The sequence below is a fragment of the Kitasatospora sp. NPDC085895 genome, assembly GCF_040702125.1.
Classification (GTDB): domain Bacteria; phylum Actinomycetota; class Actinomycetes; order Streptomycetales; family Streptomycetaceae; genus Kitasatospora; species Kitasatospora arboriphila.
Genome location: NZ_JBFBJY010000009.1, coordinates 95,855 through 109,683, shown reverse-complemented (window position 1 = coordinate 109,683; position 13,829 = coordinate 95,855). Strand labels below are relative to the sequence as shown.

The window sequence follows — 13,829 nt, the reverse complement described above, 5'->3', positions numbered from 1 at the left end:
CGGGTGCCGCTACGAGGCCCCGCCGGACGCCTCGGGGCCGGCCGGCCGGGTGAGGAAGTGCTGCCGCACCTCGTCGGTGACGACCTGCCGCAGTGTCGGCTGCAGCACCTCGGAGGTCGGGATCACGTCCCACCTCATGTACGGCCACCACCGCGTGTGCGCGGCCAGCAGCATCCGCTCGCCGCCGGCGACGTCCCCCTCGACGGCGTACCAGCCGGCGAGCCACAGGCAGAGGTGGTACTGATCGGGGAGTTCGCCGAGCGACTCGACCAGCTCGCGGCCGCGCGCGAAGTCGTTGGTCTTGGCGACCGCCTCCCAGGCGACCCGCTTCTCGCGCGGCTCCAGCGCCGCGAAGTCGCGGTCCAGCAGCCACTCGCCGATCACGCCCTCCCGGGGCACGCGCGGCCCGCCCCAGTCGTAGTGGCACGGCAGCAGCCACTCCACCGGCCGGATGTCGAGCTGCTCGGCCGGCCAGAGCAGCCCGTCCCGCAGGACCCGGCCCTCCGGGACGTGGTCGGCCGCGGCGCGCATCCGGGGCTGTGCGGGCACCCCCGCGTACAGCTGGGCGGCCAGGAACGCCTCTGTGAAGGGCATGTCCTGGTCGCACAGGTCCCCGCCGCCGGGCCCCTGACGTTCGATCAGCAGCTCGGCCAGCTCGCCCGCCTCCGCGAAGCGGTCCTCCCAGCAGAGGATCTGGACGGCCGCCGCTGCGGCCTCCCACGCCGGGTCGGGTGGTGCAGCGGGGTCGGTGGCCAGCTCGAGCAGCTCGGGAAGCACCTCTCGGTGCCGGCCGTGCCGGGCGCGGGAGGTCAGGTGCTCGACGGATGTCACCCCGCCACCCGCCGGCAGAGGCGCCGAGCGCCGTGGCGGAGGGCGTTCAGCGACCACAGCGCCAGCCAGTAGATCGAGAAGCTCACGAGGAGCAGCACGGCGACGTCGAGCGCATAGCCGACGGCGGCCGACGGCTGGAACTCGAACAGTGAAGCGAAGATGAGCGCAGCCGTGATCGGAGCGGCCACCGGGGCGCACGCCGCCAGCGCCTTCCATGCGGTGCCGCCGCGCATGACCCGCCGCTCGAACCCGAAGGCGACGGGGAGGACGAGCATGCTCGCGGCGAACCCCACGCCGAGGGCGATCAGAACGGCTTCGGCGAAGTCGCGGACGACGAACACGTCGTCGAGGAGGAAGACCGCCGCCAGGGGGAGGGTGAGGACCGTGAAGGCCGTGACGACGACCGCTGTCGTCACGGCGACGGACAGCGCGTGCCGCAGGATCGCCCACCACCGGGCAGACGGATCGTAGCCGGGTGCCGGGCCGTCCGGGGTGGTGGTGGCGTGCGGATCCGCCGGGGGCCTGCCGGACACGGTTCACTCCCTCGGGTCGGGTTCTACCGTCCCTGACGCACCGGCCCGCCTCCGTGGTTGCCGCGTCCGGTTGCCCGCCGTCGCCACCGCCGCGGCGCTCACCGGACTGACCGGCGCCGCCCGGTGCTGCTCACCGGCGACAACCCGTGTGCCGCCGCCCGGCCACCGTTCCCGCCGTGGTTGCGCTCTCCCGCCGCGCCCGGGTTGGAGTCCGCCGATGAGCGGCCGCACCCGCCGGCGGGCATCCGCCTCCGCGCGCGGGGGGTGGGGCGGGGGCGCGGGGCCACCGGGCGGGGCGGATCGCGTTGCGGGCGGTCGGCGCCGGCCCTCACCCGCGGTGACGCCACGGAATCGGATGAGCGGAAGGAGGGCGGCGTGTGATTACCATCCGTATGCGTCCCGTCTGCCTCGGTCACGATCCGACAAGGAACCGCCGTGGAACTCTGGCTGCTCAACCACTTCTCCGCCCTGACGCTGACCCTGGTGATCGTCGGCGGGTTCGTCCTGCTCGCGGTGGCCGGCAGCATCCTGACGTGCCGCCGGTACCCGGCGTTGGCGCGCGGGGACCACAACGAGATGGTGGGCGTGGTGCTCGGCATGTTCGGCGCGATCTACGGCATCATCCTCGCCTTCGTGATCGTCAACCTGTGGACCCAGCTGGAGACCGCCTCGACGGTGGTGGCGACCGAGGCGACCTCGGCGTCCAAGATCGTCCGGGACGTCGGGGCGTTCCCCGCCGCACCCCGGGACGCGGTCAACGCGGCGGTCCGCGACTACGTGCACGCCGTCGTCGAGGAGACCTGGCCCCGGATGAAGGCCGGGACGGCGGACTACCTCGTGGCAGGGGCCCGGGTGGAGGCCATCTACACGGCGCTGCGCTCGTACGAGCCCCAGAGCGCGGTGGAGCAGGCGTACTACGAGCAGGCCGTCGCGAGCCTGGACGACGTGGTCACACAGCGCCGGGCCCGGATCGACCAGAGCAACCAGGAACTCCCGATCCTGCTGAAGGTCCTGGTGCTGGGCGGCGCCCTGGTGATGCTCCCGCTCACCTTCCTCCACGGCAGCCGCAGCAGGCGCATCCGGCTCGTGTTCGTCGGGGCGGTCGCCGCCCTGATCGGCTTCAGCCTGCTGCTGGTCGTCGTCCTCGACCGCCCCTTCGCCGGCGACCTGTCGGTCAGCCCGGCACCGTTCAAGGAGAGCGCCCTCGCGCAGTTCTGGTAGCCGGATCAACGGCGCGTCAGGACCGCGACGTCAGGGCCGAAGAGGACCGCCAGCCGCCCGTCCTGCGCCAGCGCGAGCCCGCCGACCGCGGCAGGGAACGCGTACGCGCCGATCCGCCGCCCCGTGGCGGCGTCCCACACCCGCACGGTGCCGTCGTCGCACCCGGTGACGACGGCGGGACGACCGTCCAGCATCCCCACCGCGCCGGCCGACACCGTGCCGGTGTGCCCCGTCAGGGGCGGCCCCGTCCGGTCACCCGTGGCCAGGTCCCACAGCTGGGCCGTTTCCGTCCGGTGCCCGGTCAGGAGGAGGTGGCGGCCGCCGAGCGCCGCCAGGGCCAGGGCGCCGTCCTGCTCGGGCTGCACCCCGATCCATGCGCGCGCCGCGAGGTCCCACACGCGTCCCTCGGAGGTCACCGCGACGAAGCGGCCCTCCACCACTGCGAAGGAGCGGACGGACGGGCTCGCGTACTCGCTCGTCGACCGTCCGTGCAGTTCCTCCCGGGTGGTCAGGTCCCGGATCCGGACCGACTCGCGCCGGTCGCGGCTGAGGAGGGTGAGCCGCCCCTCCACCGTGCCCACGGTCAGGAGCTCCACGGCGGCGGTGTGGCCGGTCAGGGGCCCACCGAGCTGTCCGCCCCCGTCGAGGTCGCGGATCCGCACCTCGGTGTCCGCGCCACCGGTGACGAGGACGGGGCGGCCGTCCACGACGGCCGTGGTGACCGCCCGCACCGGCGCCGCACGGCCGGCCGGCAGGCTGCCCGTGGCCCTGCCGCCGCCGAGCCCGCCGTCGGGCGCACCGTCGAGGTCCCAGATGCGAACCGACCGGTCGTCGCCGCCGGTCACGGCGAAGTGCCACCCCTGCACCGCCACCGCCGCCGCACCCCGGACGGTCTCCTCGTGGCCGGTCAGCGGCCGGTACGGACGCCTGCGGGCGGACAGGTCCAAGACCGCGACCCGCCCGCGGTCGAACCCGACGAGGGCGGTGGGGCGGCCGTCGAGCACCGCCAGCGCCGCCGCCTCCGCGAACCCCGGAGCGTCCCCGCCCCGCTGCTCGCCCGTGGCCAGGTCCCAGACGTACGTCTCGTAGGCGTCGGCGCTGATCGCCACCGGGCACTCGACCACCGGGTCCGTCGCCAGGAGGTGCGTCATGGCGTTGACCTCCAGGGTGATGCAGCGGCGGAACCCGTCGTCACCGTCGTCGTCACCGGCGCCGCCCTCCGCGGCCGCCGGCAGGTCGGACGGCGGATCGGCGAGGGGCCCGGAATCCTCCGCGCCGTCGCCCCCGGCGCGGAACTCCCGTCCCGTGACCAGGTCCCACCTGCGGACGGCGCCTTCGGCGTGGCCGGTGACGGCGACGGGCCGGCCGTCCACCACCGCCGTCGCCAGCGCCGGCACACGGCCGGTGCGGATGGTCAGGAGCGCGTCCGCGCGGGCGAGGGCGGCCAGGTCCCACACCCTCACCACGCCGTCGGTGCTGCCGGCCACCAGGACGGGCCGACCCCCGACCCGTGCGGTGGCCAGCGTGAAGATCCGGTCGTCACCGCCGGCGCGGTACTCGCCGACCGGCTCCCCCTCGTCGAGGTCCCACACCAGGACCGTCCCGTCGGAACCGACGGTGACGGCCACGGGCCGCCCGTCCACCACCGCCGTCGCCAGACGGCGCACCCCGCCGGGGTGGCCGGTCGCGGCCCGGCCGAGCTGCCCGCCCGTGACCGGATCCCACCAGAGCAGCGTGCCGTCCGCGCAGCCCGCGACGGCGAGTCCACGCCCCTCCACGACCACGGTCGCCACCGCGGTCACCCCGGCCGGCGCGGGCAGTGCGTGCCGCAGCCGGGAGTCCAGGCCGGTGCCGGTCGCCCACTGCACCGTCCAGGGGCCGTCCGCCTCCTGACGGACCTGCACCTCGGTGAGACCGGTCAGCAGCTCCCGGTCGCCGTACCGTGCCGCGTCCAGCGCCAGCACCTGCCGCCGTACCACCGGACCGGCGTCACGGTGCACATGCCCCGACGCCCGGTACACGGCGGCCGCCGCCACCTCCCGAGGCCCGACGGCCCCGTCCAGTGCCGCCGCGACCTGCTCCGGCGCGGCCGTCACCAGCCACCCCGGATCGGTCAACCGCCCGTCCACCGGCGCGACTTCGTCGACCGGACCACCGCTGCGGAACTCATCGGACATGACCGGGCTCCTCCTTCGCCGGGTCGGCCGACCGCCAGGCGTCGGCGAACAGGACGGGCAGCGGGCGGGACGGCACCACCGCCGTGTGCACGCCGCTCGCCCGGGTGGGGTCGGCGGGCAGCAGGGCACGCTTCCCGGCCTCGACCGGCAGCCGCGGCACCTTCAACTCCAGCCACGGGCCGGGGAGGAACAGGCTGCGCCCGGCACGGGAACGGCGGGCCTCCACGACGAGCCCGGTGCCGCGGACCTGCTGCTGTGCGGCCTTCAGCGCGGCCGGCGACCAGCCCGTCCACCGCCGCACCCGGCGGTCGGTGGGATCGGGCAGAGTCAGCAGCATCAGATGGAGCGCCGCCGCGTCCGCCGTGACGCCGAGGGCGGCGGCGCACGCGGCGACGACCTCCGGCGCGCTGCGCCGCGGGTCCTGCTCCCAGCCGGGGGTGCGGTCGGCGTCGGCCGCCAGGTGCCGGCCGAGCGTGTCGAGGTCACCGGAGAGCAGGATGCGCAGATCGGTGAGGGCGGGCAGCCCGGAGCCCGAGGGCAGGGCCTGCGACGGCTGGAGACGGTCGTAGTAGTCGTCGAGCGCGTCGAGCACCGGGTCGTCCGCACCGTCGAGCAGCTCCGGGCGCACCAGGACGTGCCACTGCCGCCGGGCCGGGTCGTCCACCACCTCGACGCCGGTCAGACCGGCCAGCGCGAGCGGGGACGGCGGCTCGCCCACGGCCGCCCGCCGGTCGGCGGAGAACACCCGCCACGCCGCCGCACCGCCACCGGCCGACGCCTCGGCGGCCGTGCGGAGGGCCGCCTCGGCGAGAGCGGGCCGCAGCGGGTGGCCGACGGGCGTGCGGTAGGCCAGCCACGCCATCGCGCAGGGCGAGGCGTACGGTGCGGGCGCGCGGTCGGGGCCCGACGCCGGGGCGAGGGCGGCGGCCAGGAGGGCGTCCAGCTGCCGGCGGCGCCGGCGGAGCCCGGCCGGCCCCGGGTCCACCTCGGGGCCGGGACCGGCGGGGGCCCAGTCGCCCTTGGGGAAGCGGAGCTCGCGTCCGGCGTCGGCCATCAGCCCGGCGCCGACCGGGGGCGTGCCGAAGCGCTCGTACCACCCGGCCACGGCCCGATCGAGGTCCGGACCGTGCGTCCACAGCCGTTCCGGGTCGTCCGGCAGCAGCCGGCTCCTGATCTCCCGGAGGGCGTCGTACCCGATCCGGCCGGCGATCTCCTTCTCGGCGGCGGTCGGGTGGTCCCGGTGGTGCTTGCGGACGGCGAGCAGCGCGCCGGCCTCGTCGGCCGTCAGCGTGAGCCGCTGCGCGAGTTCCCGGACGGTGTCGGGGCGGGCGGGCAGCGGCCCCCGCTCGGCGAGCAGTTCGAGGTAGGCGTGCAGCCAGCGGGCGTCGGCCACCGGCACCAGGTCGTGCCCGGTCTCCACCCGGTAGCCGGCGGCGGCCAGCGCGCTGTCCTCCGGAAAGGTGCCCGAGGGCGCGTACTCCAGCAGCTGGGAGCGGTTGAAGGTGCTGTGGAGCACCACGGCGGTCGAGAGCGCGGTGCGGTAGACGTGGCCGACCGGGGGAGCGGGCGTCCTGCCCGGCTGCGTGACCGAGACGGTGCGCCAGCGGCCCGGCCCCCGTTCGGCGACGAACGGGAGGTCGGCGTACTCGCGCAGGCGGGTGCCGGTCACGGTGTCGCCGCGCAGCAGTTCGGTCTGCGGGTCGACGACCAGGTAGGGGAAGGCGGCGGTCACGCCCGGGACGATCGCGCTCGGCTGGTCGAGGTCGCCGTTCCACGGTGCGCCGTCGGCGGCCGCGTGCAGCAGTCGGCCCAGCCGGACGCGGGCCGGCACGACGGCCGGCCGGTCCCGGGCCGCGGCCCGGGACCCGACCGTGCCGGTGCCGGTGCGGGTGCCGGTGGCTGCACCGGTGTCGACGTCCGTGGCGGTGCTGGTGTCCGTGTCGCCGGCGGGGCCGGGCGTCGCGGCGGCCTCGGGGGTCAGCAGCGGCAGGAGGTGGGCGACCCCGTTGCGGCAGTTCGCGGCGATCTGCACCAGTCGGGCGAACTCGGTGCCGACCTCGTCCTCCTCGATCTCCAGGAGCCGGCCGATCTGCCGGCGGACCGGGAGCGCGACGCCGTCCCGGAAGACGGAGGACGCCTCGACCCCCTGCAGCAGGCGTTCGGCGCCCGCCCGGTCGAGGCCGTGCCCGGGTGCCGCTCCGGCCACGGCGGCCAGCAGCAGCCCGGCGACGTCCACGGCGGCGAGCCGTTCGGCCCGGCCGGTGGCGGCGAGGAGTGCGGCGGCGGCGCCGACGTGCATGAAGCGGGCGAGCATCAGCGCCAGCCCGTCCAGGTCGAGGACGGGCAGCTCGGCGAGTTCCTCGTCGCACCACTCCGCGAGGGTGGACCGGCCGAGGTCGGTGTCCACCAGACCGGGCACGTTCGCCCAGCCCTTGGGGTCGTGCGGCTGGTACCAGAGGTTGTTCGAGTCGCCGCCGTTGGTCAGTTCGAACTCGGCCCGCAGCAGTGCCCGGATCTCGCGGGCGAACCGCGGGTCGGCGGTCAGGGCGTGCAGTCCGGGGCGCGGCGCGACGGCGAGGTGGTGCAGGTACGGGTCGCCGAGCAGCGGCGGCGGGTCGGCGACGGGCGCGCCCGCGGCCAGCAGCACGTCGAGGACGTCCAGCCGGACGGTCCCGAGGGTCCGCCGGTTCCGGTCCCGCCGGCCGGAGTAGGGCAGGTCCACCGGCACGCCGTCGGCCGCGATCCGCGGCGCCAGCACCTCGGTGAGCCGGAGCAGCCCCGGTCCGGACACCCGGTGGTACGAACGGTCGGCCAGGCCGGCCAGGCGGCGCAACCAGTCGGCGGCCGTGCCGGGCGCCGCCCCGTCGGCGCCGGCCGGTCCGGTGAGCAGGGCCAGCGCGCCGGTCCGCTCCAGGTAGCGCAGGGCGAGGTCCGGGCCCAGCATCCCGGGCTGCGGCCCGGCGGCGACCACCTCGTGGGCGAGGCCGGGGAGTTCGGCGAGGACGAGGTCCCAGGCGGGTGCGGCGAGCAGGGCCGTCCAGAACTCGCGGGCGGCGTCGCTCCGCAGGTCGCGGGCGGGCAGCAGCCGTGCGGCCAGCCGGGCGAGTTCACGGTCGGGGTCGCACCCGGCGGCCCTGGCGGTGCGCACGACGTCCGCGACCAGCCGGGGGCGCTCGCCCTCGCGGACCGTCCGGTCGCCGAGCAGGGCGAGGACGCGGCGGGCCGCCTCCGGGTCGGCGCCGCGCGCGGTGACCTGCTTGATCCGCTCGCGGAAGGCGGTGTCGGTGAGTGCACCGGCGGCGTCCACCGCGGCGTAGCGGGCGTCCAGCCACTGCTGGTCGACGTGCTCGCCGGCGCTGCGCTCGGCAGCCCTCGCCCGGCCGAACCAGGCTGCCGCGTCGCTCGGTTCGCCGCCGTGGCGCAGGCACTGGTCGGCGACGCCGTCCAGGAAGCAGCGCAGCAGGGCGGGCCGGCCGCCGGCGATCTCCTTCAGCACGGCGTCCACGTCGCGTTTGATGAACACCTGCCAGGCCGAGGTGACCTGCTCCAGGCGCTCCACGTGGTGCAGCACCTCGTCCGTCCGCGCGGGATGCTCGGCCAGCGCGGACTCGGGGAAGGGCACGGCCCCGGGGCCCGGCAGCCCGGTCGGCCGGGTGTCGACCGGCTCCCAGCCCAGGTGGACCATCAGCTCGTCGCGGTGCCGGACCGCGTCGGCGGTGGTGAGCAGGATCCGCTCCTCGTCCGGCAGTGCGGGATGGCGGTAGCGGCGGGCCAGCAGCAGGTCCTCGCCCTCCTGCCCCGGGCTCCCGGCGGCAGCGGGAACGAGCCCGGCCTGCGCCACCGCCTCCTTCCACGCGGAGTCCGCGGCGAGCAGCTCCACCACGTGGGCCGGCACGGCGACCGCCTCCTGCACCAGGCGCTCGGCCATCTGACGGCACGTCCGGCGGTGTGCCGCGACACCGTCCGCGAGGGCGAGCAGCCGGAGCAGGCCCGGATGACCGACCAGCGGGGGCGGCACCTTCTTCAGCACCCGCCCGCGATCGTTGCGGTGGACCACCCGCCCGTTCTCCAGTCGCGCGGAGTACCCCTGCGCAGTGATCTCCCAGCCCATGGCACGCCCCCGTGATGATCGTTCAAACGGCCCGTGCAGCCTAACGACCCCCACCGACGCCCCCGCCACGCCCGTGTCGCGTCCGCCGGGGGAGGACGTGCCCGTGGAACGCTTGCACCAGGGTCGCGCCGAGACCGAGGAGACCCGGAGCCCGCCTCGAAAGGGTGTCGCCATGGCTGAGGTCCGCGCCGGTGATGTGCTGCTGCACTACGAGGAGACCGGCGAGGGCGAGCCGCTGGTGCTGGTGCACGGCTCGTGGAACGACCACCGCTCGTGGGGGCCCGCCGTCGACGCCGACCTGAAGGCGGCGTTCCGCGTGGTGGCGTACGACCGGCGCGGCCACGGCCGCAGCGAGCGGGTACCCGGCCCCGGCACCCGGCGGCAGGACGAGGACGACCTGGCAGCACTGATCGAGGCCCTCGGCCCGGCACCCGCCGACGTGGCGGCGAACTCCTTCGGAGCATCGATCACGGCGGGTCTGGCCGCCCGCCGCCCCGAGCTGTTCCGGCGCATCGTCCTGCACGAACCCCCGCTGGCCGGACTCGTCCTCGACGACCCCGCCGCGGTGGCGGAGATGCGGACGGTGACGGCGGCCGTCGAGGAGGCCAGACGGCTGGTGCGCGAGGGCGAGGACGCCGCCGGCGCGAAGGTCTTCGTCGAGCGGATCGCGCTCGGCCCCGGCGCCTGGGAGGCGATGCCCGAACCGCTCCGGGACACCTTCGTCACCCACGCGCAGACCTGGCTCGACGAACAGGACGACCCGGACTGGGCCACCCTGGACGTCCACGGACTCGCTGCCTGCACGGCCCCGGTGCTGCTCAGCAGCGGCACCGAGAGCCCGGCGTGGTTCGGCGCCGTGCTGGACCGCCTGGCCGCGGCCCTGCCGCGGGCGCAGCGCAACACCTTCCGGGGCGCGGGCCACATCCCCCATGTGACGCACCCCCGGGAGTACGCGGCGACCGTGACGGCGTTCCTGCGCGGAACCTGACAGCCCGACGGCACCCGCGGTCGTGCCGTCGGCTCCCGTCGCGCTGATCACGCGCGGCGGGAGCCGATGCCGTTCCGCGACGGGGGAGCCGGGCTCAGGAGGCGGGGCCCTCCTGCTCCGCCTCGACCTGGGCGTTCCACTCGCGCTTGGAGGCCTGCCAACCGTCCTCGTTGTGGCCGAGCCGCCAGTAGCCGGAGACGGAGAGGTCCTCGCGGGGGATCCCGAGGTCCACGCGCAGGAGCGCCCGGAGTTCCTTGACGAAGCCGGCCTCGCCGTGGACGAAGGCGTGCACCCGGCCCGCGGGGAACTCCAGCGCGCGGACGGCCTCGACGAGCAGTTCGCCGACGGGGCGGTCGCCGCGGTGCAGCCAGACGACCTCCGCGGCGGAGTCGAACTTCTGCTCCTCCTCGGGGCCGGCCACCTCGACGAACGCGCGGACCTCGGCGTCGGCCGGCAGTGCCTCCAGGGCCGCGGCGATGGCGGGCAGGGCGCTCTCGTCGCCGGCCAGCAGGTGCCAGTCGGCGGTGGTGTCGGGCGCGTAGCCGCCGCCGGGGCCCATGAACCGGACGGTCTCGCCCGGTCGGGCGCGCACCGCCCAGGGACCGGCGAGGCCCTCGTCGCCGTGGACGACGAAGTCGAGGGTGAGCTCGCGCAGTTCGGGGTTCCAGGCGCGGACGGTGTACGTCCGGGTCACCGGCCACTGCTCGCGCGGGAACTCCTCGCGGATCCGCTCCAGGTCGAACGGCTCGGGATAGGTCACGCCCTCGGCGCCGAACAGCACCTTCACGTAGTGGTCGGTGAAGGCGCCGGCCGGGAACGCGGCGAGGCCGTCGCCGCCGAGCACGACGCGCTGCATGTGGGGGGTGATCCGCTCGGTGCGGACGACGTGCGCGGTGTGCGGCTTCCGGGGCCTGCGGGCCTGACGCTCTGCCATGGACGGTCTCCTCATGTCTTTTACTTAGGCTCGCTAACGTAACACTCGCCGAGCAGCGCGGCCGGGCGCTTCGGAGCGGGGGAACCCGCCGGGTGCAGGTGGGTGCGGCCGGGCCGTCGCCGCACCCCGGCATCCCGTCACTCACGGTGTGTGGGGGAAAGGCAGTTCTTGAACGGGTCGTCCGCTCGCCGTTCCCGCGGCCCGGACGCAACCCTAGGCTGGCCGGGTGGCGGACGAGGTGTGGGGCGAGACGGTGCAGGCCTGCGAGGCTCCGGGGTCGGGGTGTTCGCGGTGCGAGGAGACGGCGGACTTCACGGTGGTGCGCGAGCGGTACCGGACCGTGGCCCGCAGCCGTGGTCCCGGGCGGCTCCTGGCGGCCGGGGTGCTCGTCGTCCTTGCCGTCGAGCTGCTGCTGACGGGCCGTCCGACGGGGGCGGCGGTCGCGTTCGTCCTCGGGACGCTGTCCGCGGTCTCGTTCGGGTGGGTCGTACTGCAATCCCGTTCCGGTGAGCCGGTGGCCGTGTTCCACTGCCATCACTGCGAGGCCCGGTACCGGCTCTGACGGTCGTTGCAGGGCTGCACTCCGCAGAGGACCGCGCAACGCAGAGGGAGACCGTCATGCCGCTCCAGCGGATGGACAACGTCGGCATCGTCGTCGACGACCTGGACGCCGCCGTCGCCTTCTTCACGGAACTGGGCATGGAGGTCGAGGGCAGGGCGCGGATCGAGGGCCTCTTCGCGGACCAGGCCGTCGGACTCGACGGGGTCCGCAGCGAGATCGCGATGATGCGGACCCCGGACGGCCACGGCAAGCTGGAGCTCGCGCAGTACCACGCCCCCGCGGCGATCCGCGACGGATCGCACAACCCGCCGCCGAACACGCTGGGCCTGCACCGGGTGATGTTCGCCGTCGACGACATCGACGACACCGTCGCCCGCCTCCGCCTCCACGGCGCCGAACTCATCGGCGAGGTGGCGCGGTACGAGGACGTCTACCGCCTCTGCTACCTCCGCGGCCCCTCGGGCATCCTGCTCGCCCTGGCCGAACGGATCGGCTGACGGCCTTTCGCCACCCTGATGCGCTCCGTACGGACGACCCCGCCGTACGGACGACCGTCGTACGGCGTCGGGCTGGGCCGTGTGGGTCACAGGTCGGATCAGCCGGCGGGCCGGCCGGGTGCCGGGGGTCGGGGTCGCCCCGTGGGGAGTGCGTCGGCGAGTTCCGGGGTTTCCGGGGCAGCCGATGTCCTGGGCATCTGGGACTGCAGCGGTCTCACCAGCCGGCAGTGGACCCTGCCCGACCCCCGGCTTCGCACCGGTTGCGGCGGCCCTACCGGACGACGGGCGGGCTCATCCGGACCTCGTCGCCGCAGATGGTGACCTGCGTCGGCCTGCCGGCGCGGTCCACCACCGGGGCCCGGCTTCGGTGCTGTCACCCGGCGCGACCACGTCGGCGGCCCCGGCCGTGACGAGCACGCAGGTGCCGGTGTCCGGCCCCTTGCCGTTGAACTCGGAGTAGCGCAGGGCGATCACCGCCTTCTTGCCCACGCCCAGCGTCACCGGCGCAGGACTGCCCTTGCCCACCCCCGTGGCCTCCGGCCCCTTGCCAAGGTGGAACTCGAGCGTCGGGTACCCGGCCAGGACGCAGCCGTGGGAGCCGGAGCCGGAGCCGGAGCCGGAGTCGACGGCGACGAGTTCGGCGTTCGCCGGATCCTTCTCGTCGGCGGCTGCCCCGGTGAGGCGGACGACCGTCCACCGCAGATCCTGCGCGAAGCACCTGGGCAGGGTCTGCGAGCCGCCGGAACCCGCCGCCGCCGTGGTCCCGGCAGGGGGGCGAGACGGAGGCCCGAGGTTCGGACCGGTCCACGATCGGCGCGACGGACACCGGTGCGACGGACACCGGCGCGGCCCCGGCGGCCTTCGGCGGATCGGTCGCCGAGCCGGAACCGCAGGCCGTCAGACCGAGCCCGGCCAGCAGCACGGAAACGGAATCGTCGACAGAGAACGCGAACGCATGGATCCCCCGGATCGTCAGAAAAGCCGACGAACCATCAGGGTCGGTCCAGCTGCATGCTGTTGAAAGTGAAGACGCCATGACAATTTGGCCGGTTGCCTGAGGAGGAGGATTTCCCGCGGCCCGAGAACATGGGGTGCTCCGGAGCCGACCCGACGTTCTTGCGGACGTCCTCGGCCTGCCGTGCGCCCGAATCGGACCGTCAGGGCAGTCGCAGGGTCTGTCCGGTCAGGATGAGGTCGGGGTCGTCGCCGATGGTGTCGTGGTTGGCCTGGTAGAGGGCGGGCCAGCCGCCGTCCACCTGCTGTGCCTGGGCGATGGCGTCGAGGGTGTCGCCGTCCTGGACCACGACGGTGGCGGTGTCCGCCGGGGCGGGTCCGGTGGCCGTGTCCGGTTCGGCGGCGGGCTGCTGGGCCGGCCGGGGCGCGGGCACCGCGTGGTGGGCCGCGGCGAGTCGTCCGCCGGCGCGGGTGCCGCAGGCGGGCCAGGGAGTGAGGCCGCGGCGGGCGGCGAGGTGTTCGGCGACGGCGATCTGCTGCTCGCGGGTGGCGAGGTCGGGGCGGGGCGCGTAGGCGGTGCCGCCGTTGGCGCGCCAGGTGGCCCGGTCGAACTGGAGGCCGCCGTAGTAGCCGTTGCCGGTGTCGGCCTGCCAGCGTCCGCCGCTCTCGCAGGCCGCGATGCGGTCCCAGTCGACGCCATGGACGGCGGTGCTGCCCGCGGCGGGTGCGCCGGGTGCGGCGTGGCCGGTGGCGGTGGTCGCGGTCCACAGCCCGGTGGCGCAGGCGAGGGCGAGGAGTAACTGCAGGATCCGGTGGGCGACGGACATGGCGGAGCACTCCCCGAGAGGGTCGGCGATCGGACGGCCGGCACCCCGGGGCACCGCCCTCCCAGCGTTCGCACACCCCGCGGCCGCGGCCCGGCCGACACCCCGGAACATCACCCGCCCGGCCCCTCAGCGCCACCCGCACACCGCACGGACCACGCGGCCTCGGCCCGCTGCCGCCGACCGACACCCGTCCA

The 13,829-nt window shown here is 75.5% G+C and carries 11 protein-coding genes; 4 read left to right on the top strand and 7 right to left on the bottom strand.

The window, feature by feature from the left end:
* Nucleotides 1-9: 9 nt before the first annotated feature.
* The gene (locus AB0442_RS08470; protein ID WP_366161596.1) at nt 10-831 is read right to left on the bottom strand and encodes a hypothetical protein; all 822 of its coding nucleotides are present in this window, start codon (nt 829-831) and stop codon (nt 10-12) included.
* On the bottom strand, nt 828-1,364 hold the full coding sequence (locus AB0442_RS08465; RefSeq protein WP_366161595.1) for a hypothetical protein: 537 nt from the start codon (nt 1,362-1,364) through the stop codon (nt 828-830). Before AB0442_RS08465 ends, AB0442_RS08470 begins: the two co-directional genes overlap by 4 nt.
* Nucleotides 1,365-1,799: 435 nt before the next feature.
* Between AB0442_RS08465 and AB0442_RS08460 the strand changes: the two genes are divergently transcribed.
* Complete coding sequence (locus tag AB0442_RS08460) at nt 1,800-2,585, top strand: hypothetical protein (RefSeq protein WP_366161594.1); 786 nt, start codon at nt 1,800-1,802, stop codon at nt 2,583-2,585.
* A 5-nt stretch (nt 2,586-2,590) separates the two neighbouring features.
* Here AB0442_RS08460 and AB0442_RS08455 read toward each other — a convergent pair whose 3' ends face one another.
* Both AB0442_RS08455 and AB0442_RS08450 read right to left on the bottom strand, forming a co-directional pair.
* Complete coding sequence (locus AB0442_RS08455; RefSeq protein ID WP_366161593.1) at nt 2,591-4,762, bottom strand: hypothetical protein; 2,172 nt, start codon at nt 4,760-4,762, stop codon at nt 2,591-2,593.
* Nucleotides 4,752-8,873 (bottom strand): hypothetical protein, encoded by a 4,122-nt coding sequence (locus AB0442_RS08450; protein ID WP_366161592.1) that lies wholly within the window; start codon nt 8,871-8,873, stop codon nt 4,752-4,754. Before AB0442_RS08450 ends, AB0442_RS08455 begins: the two co-directional genes overlap by 11 nt.
* A gap of 172 nt (nt 8,874-9,045) precedes the next feature.
* Here AB0442_RS08450 and AB0442_RS08445 point away from each other — a divergent pair, with 172 nt between their 5' ends.
* Nucleotides 9,046-9,861: an alpha/beta hydrolase gene (locus tag AB0442_RS08445; protein ID WP_366161591.1), complete on the top strand. Its 816-nt coding sequence runs from the start codon at nt 9,046-9,048 to the stop codon at nt 9,859-9,861.
* Between the two features lie 94 nt (nt 9,862-9,955).
* Here the strand turns inward: AB0442_RS08445 and AB0442_RS08440 are convergent, their stop codons facing one another.
* Nucleotides 9,956-10,795 carry a siderophore-interacting protein gene (locus AB0442_RS08440; RefSeq protein WP_366161590.1) on the bottom strand — a complete coding sequence of 280 codons (840 nt, stop codon included), beginning with the start codon at nt 10,793-10,795 and terminating at the stop codon, nt 9,956-9,958.
* Nucleotides 10,796-11,021: 226 nt separating this feature from the next.
* Here AB0442_RS08440 and AB0442_RS08435 point away from each other — a divergent pair, with 226 nt between their 5' ends.
* Together AB0442_RS08435 and AB0442_RS08430 are read left to right on the top strand one after the other, a co-directional pair.
* Nucleotides 11,022-11,357 (top strand): hypothetical protein, encoded by a 336-nt coding sequence (locus tag AB0442_RS08435; protein WP_366161589.1) that lies wholly within the window; start codon nt 11,022-11,024, stop codon nt 11,355-11,357.
* Nucleotides 11,358-11,413: 56 nt separating this feature from the next.
* The gene (locus tag AB0442_RS08430) at nt 11,414-11,854 is read left to right on the top strand and encodes a VOC family protein (protein ID WP_366161587.1); all 441 of its coding nucleotides are present in this window, start codon (nt 11,414-11,416) and stop codon (nt 11,852-11,854) included.
* A gap of 291 nt (nt 11,855-12,145) precedes the next feature.
* Here AB0442_RS08430 and AB0442_RS08425 read toward each other — a convergent pair whose 3' ends face one another.
* Together AB0442_RS08425 and AB0442_RS08420 are read right to left on the bottom strand one after the other, a co-directional pair.
* Nucleotides 12,146-12,556, bottom strand: coding sequence for a DUF4232 domain-containing protein (locus tag AB0442_RS08425; RefSeq protein ID WP_366161663.1), 411 nt, complete (start codon nt 12,554-12,556; stop codon nt 12,146-12,148).
* 455 nt (nt 12,557-13,011) lie between these two features.
* On the bottom strand, nt 13,012-13,635 hold the full coding sequence (locus AB0442_RS08420) for a transglycosylase family protein (protein ID WP_366161586.1): 624 nt from the start codon (nt 13,633-13,635) through the stop codon (nt 13,012-13,014).
* Nucleotides 13,636-13,829 lie beyond the last annotated feature (194 nt).

Excerpts from the sequence above, each read along its gene's own strand:
- AB0442_RS08450 (WP_366161592.1), bottom strand. The coding sequence starts at position 8,873 with ATGGGCTGGGAGATCACTGCGCAGGGGTACTCCGCGCGACTGGAGAAC.
- AB0442_RS08455 (WP_366161593.1), bottom strand. The coding sequence starts at position 4,762 with ATGTCCGATGAGTTCCGCAGCGGTGGTCCGGTCGACGAAGTCGCGCCG.
- AB0442_RS08420 (WP_366161586.1), bottom strand. The coding sequence starts at position 13,635 with ATGTCCGTCGCCCACCGGATCCTGCAGTTACTCCTCGCCCTCGCCTGC.
- AB0442_RS08445 (WP_366161591.1), top strand. The coding sequence starts at position 9,046 with ATGGCTGAGGTCCGCGCCGGTGATGTGCTGCTGCACTACGAGGAGACC.
- AB0442_RS08430 (WP_366161587.1), top strand. The coding sequence starts at position 11,414 with ATGCCGCTCCAGCGGATGGACAACGTCGGCATCGTCGTCGACGACCTG.
- AB0442_RS08440 (WP_366161590.1), bottom strand. The coding sequence starts at position 10,795 with ATGGCAGAGCGTCAGGCCCGCAGGCCCCGGAAGCCGCACACCGCGCAC.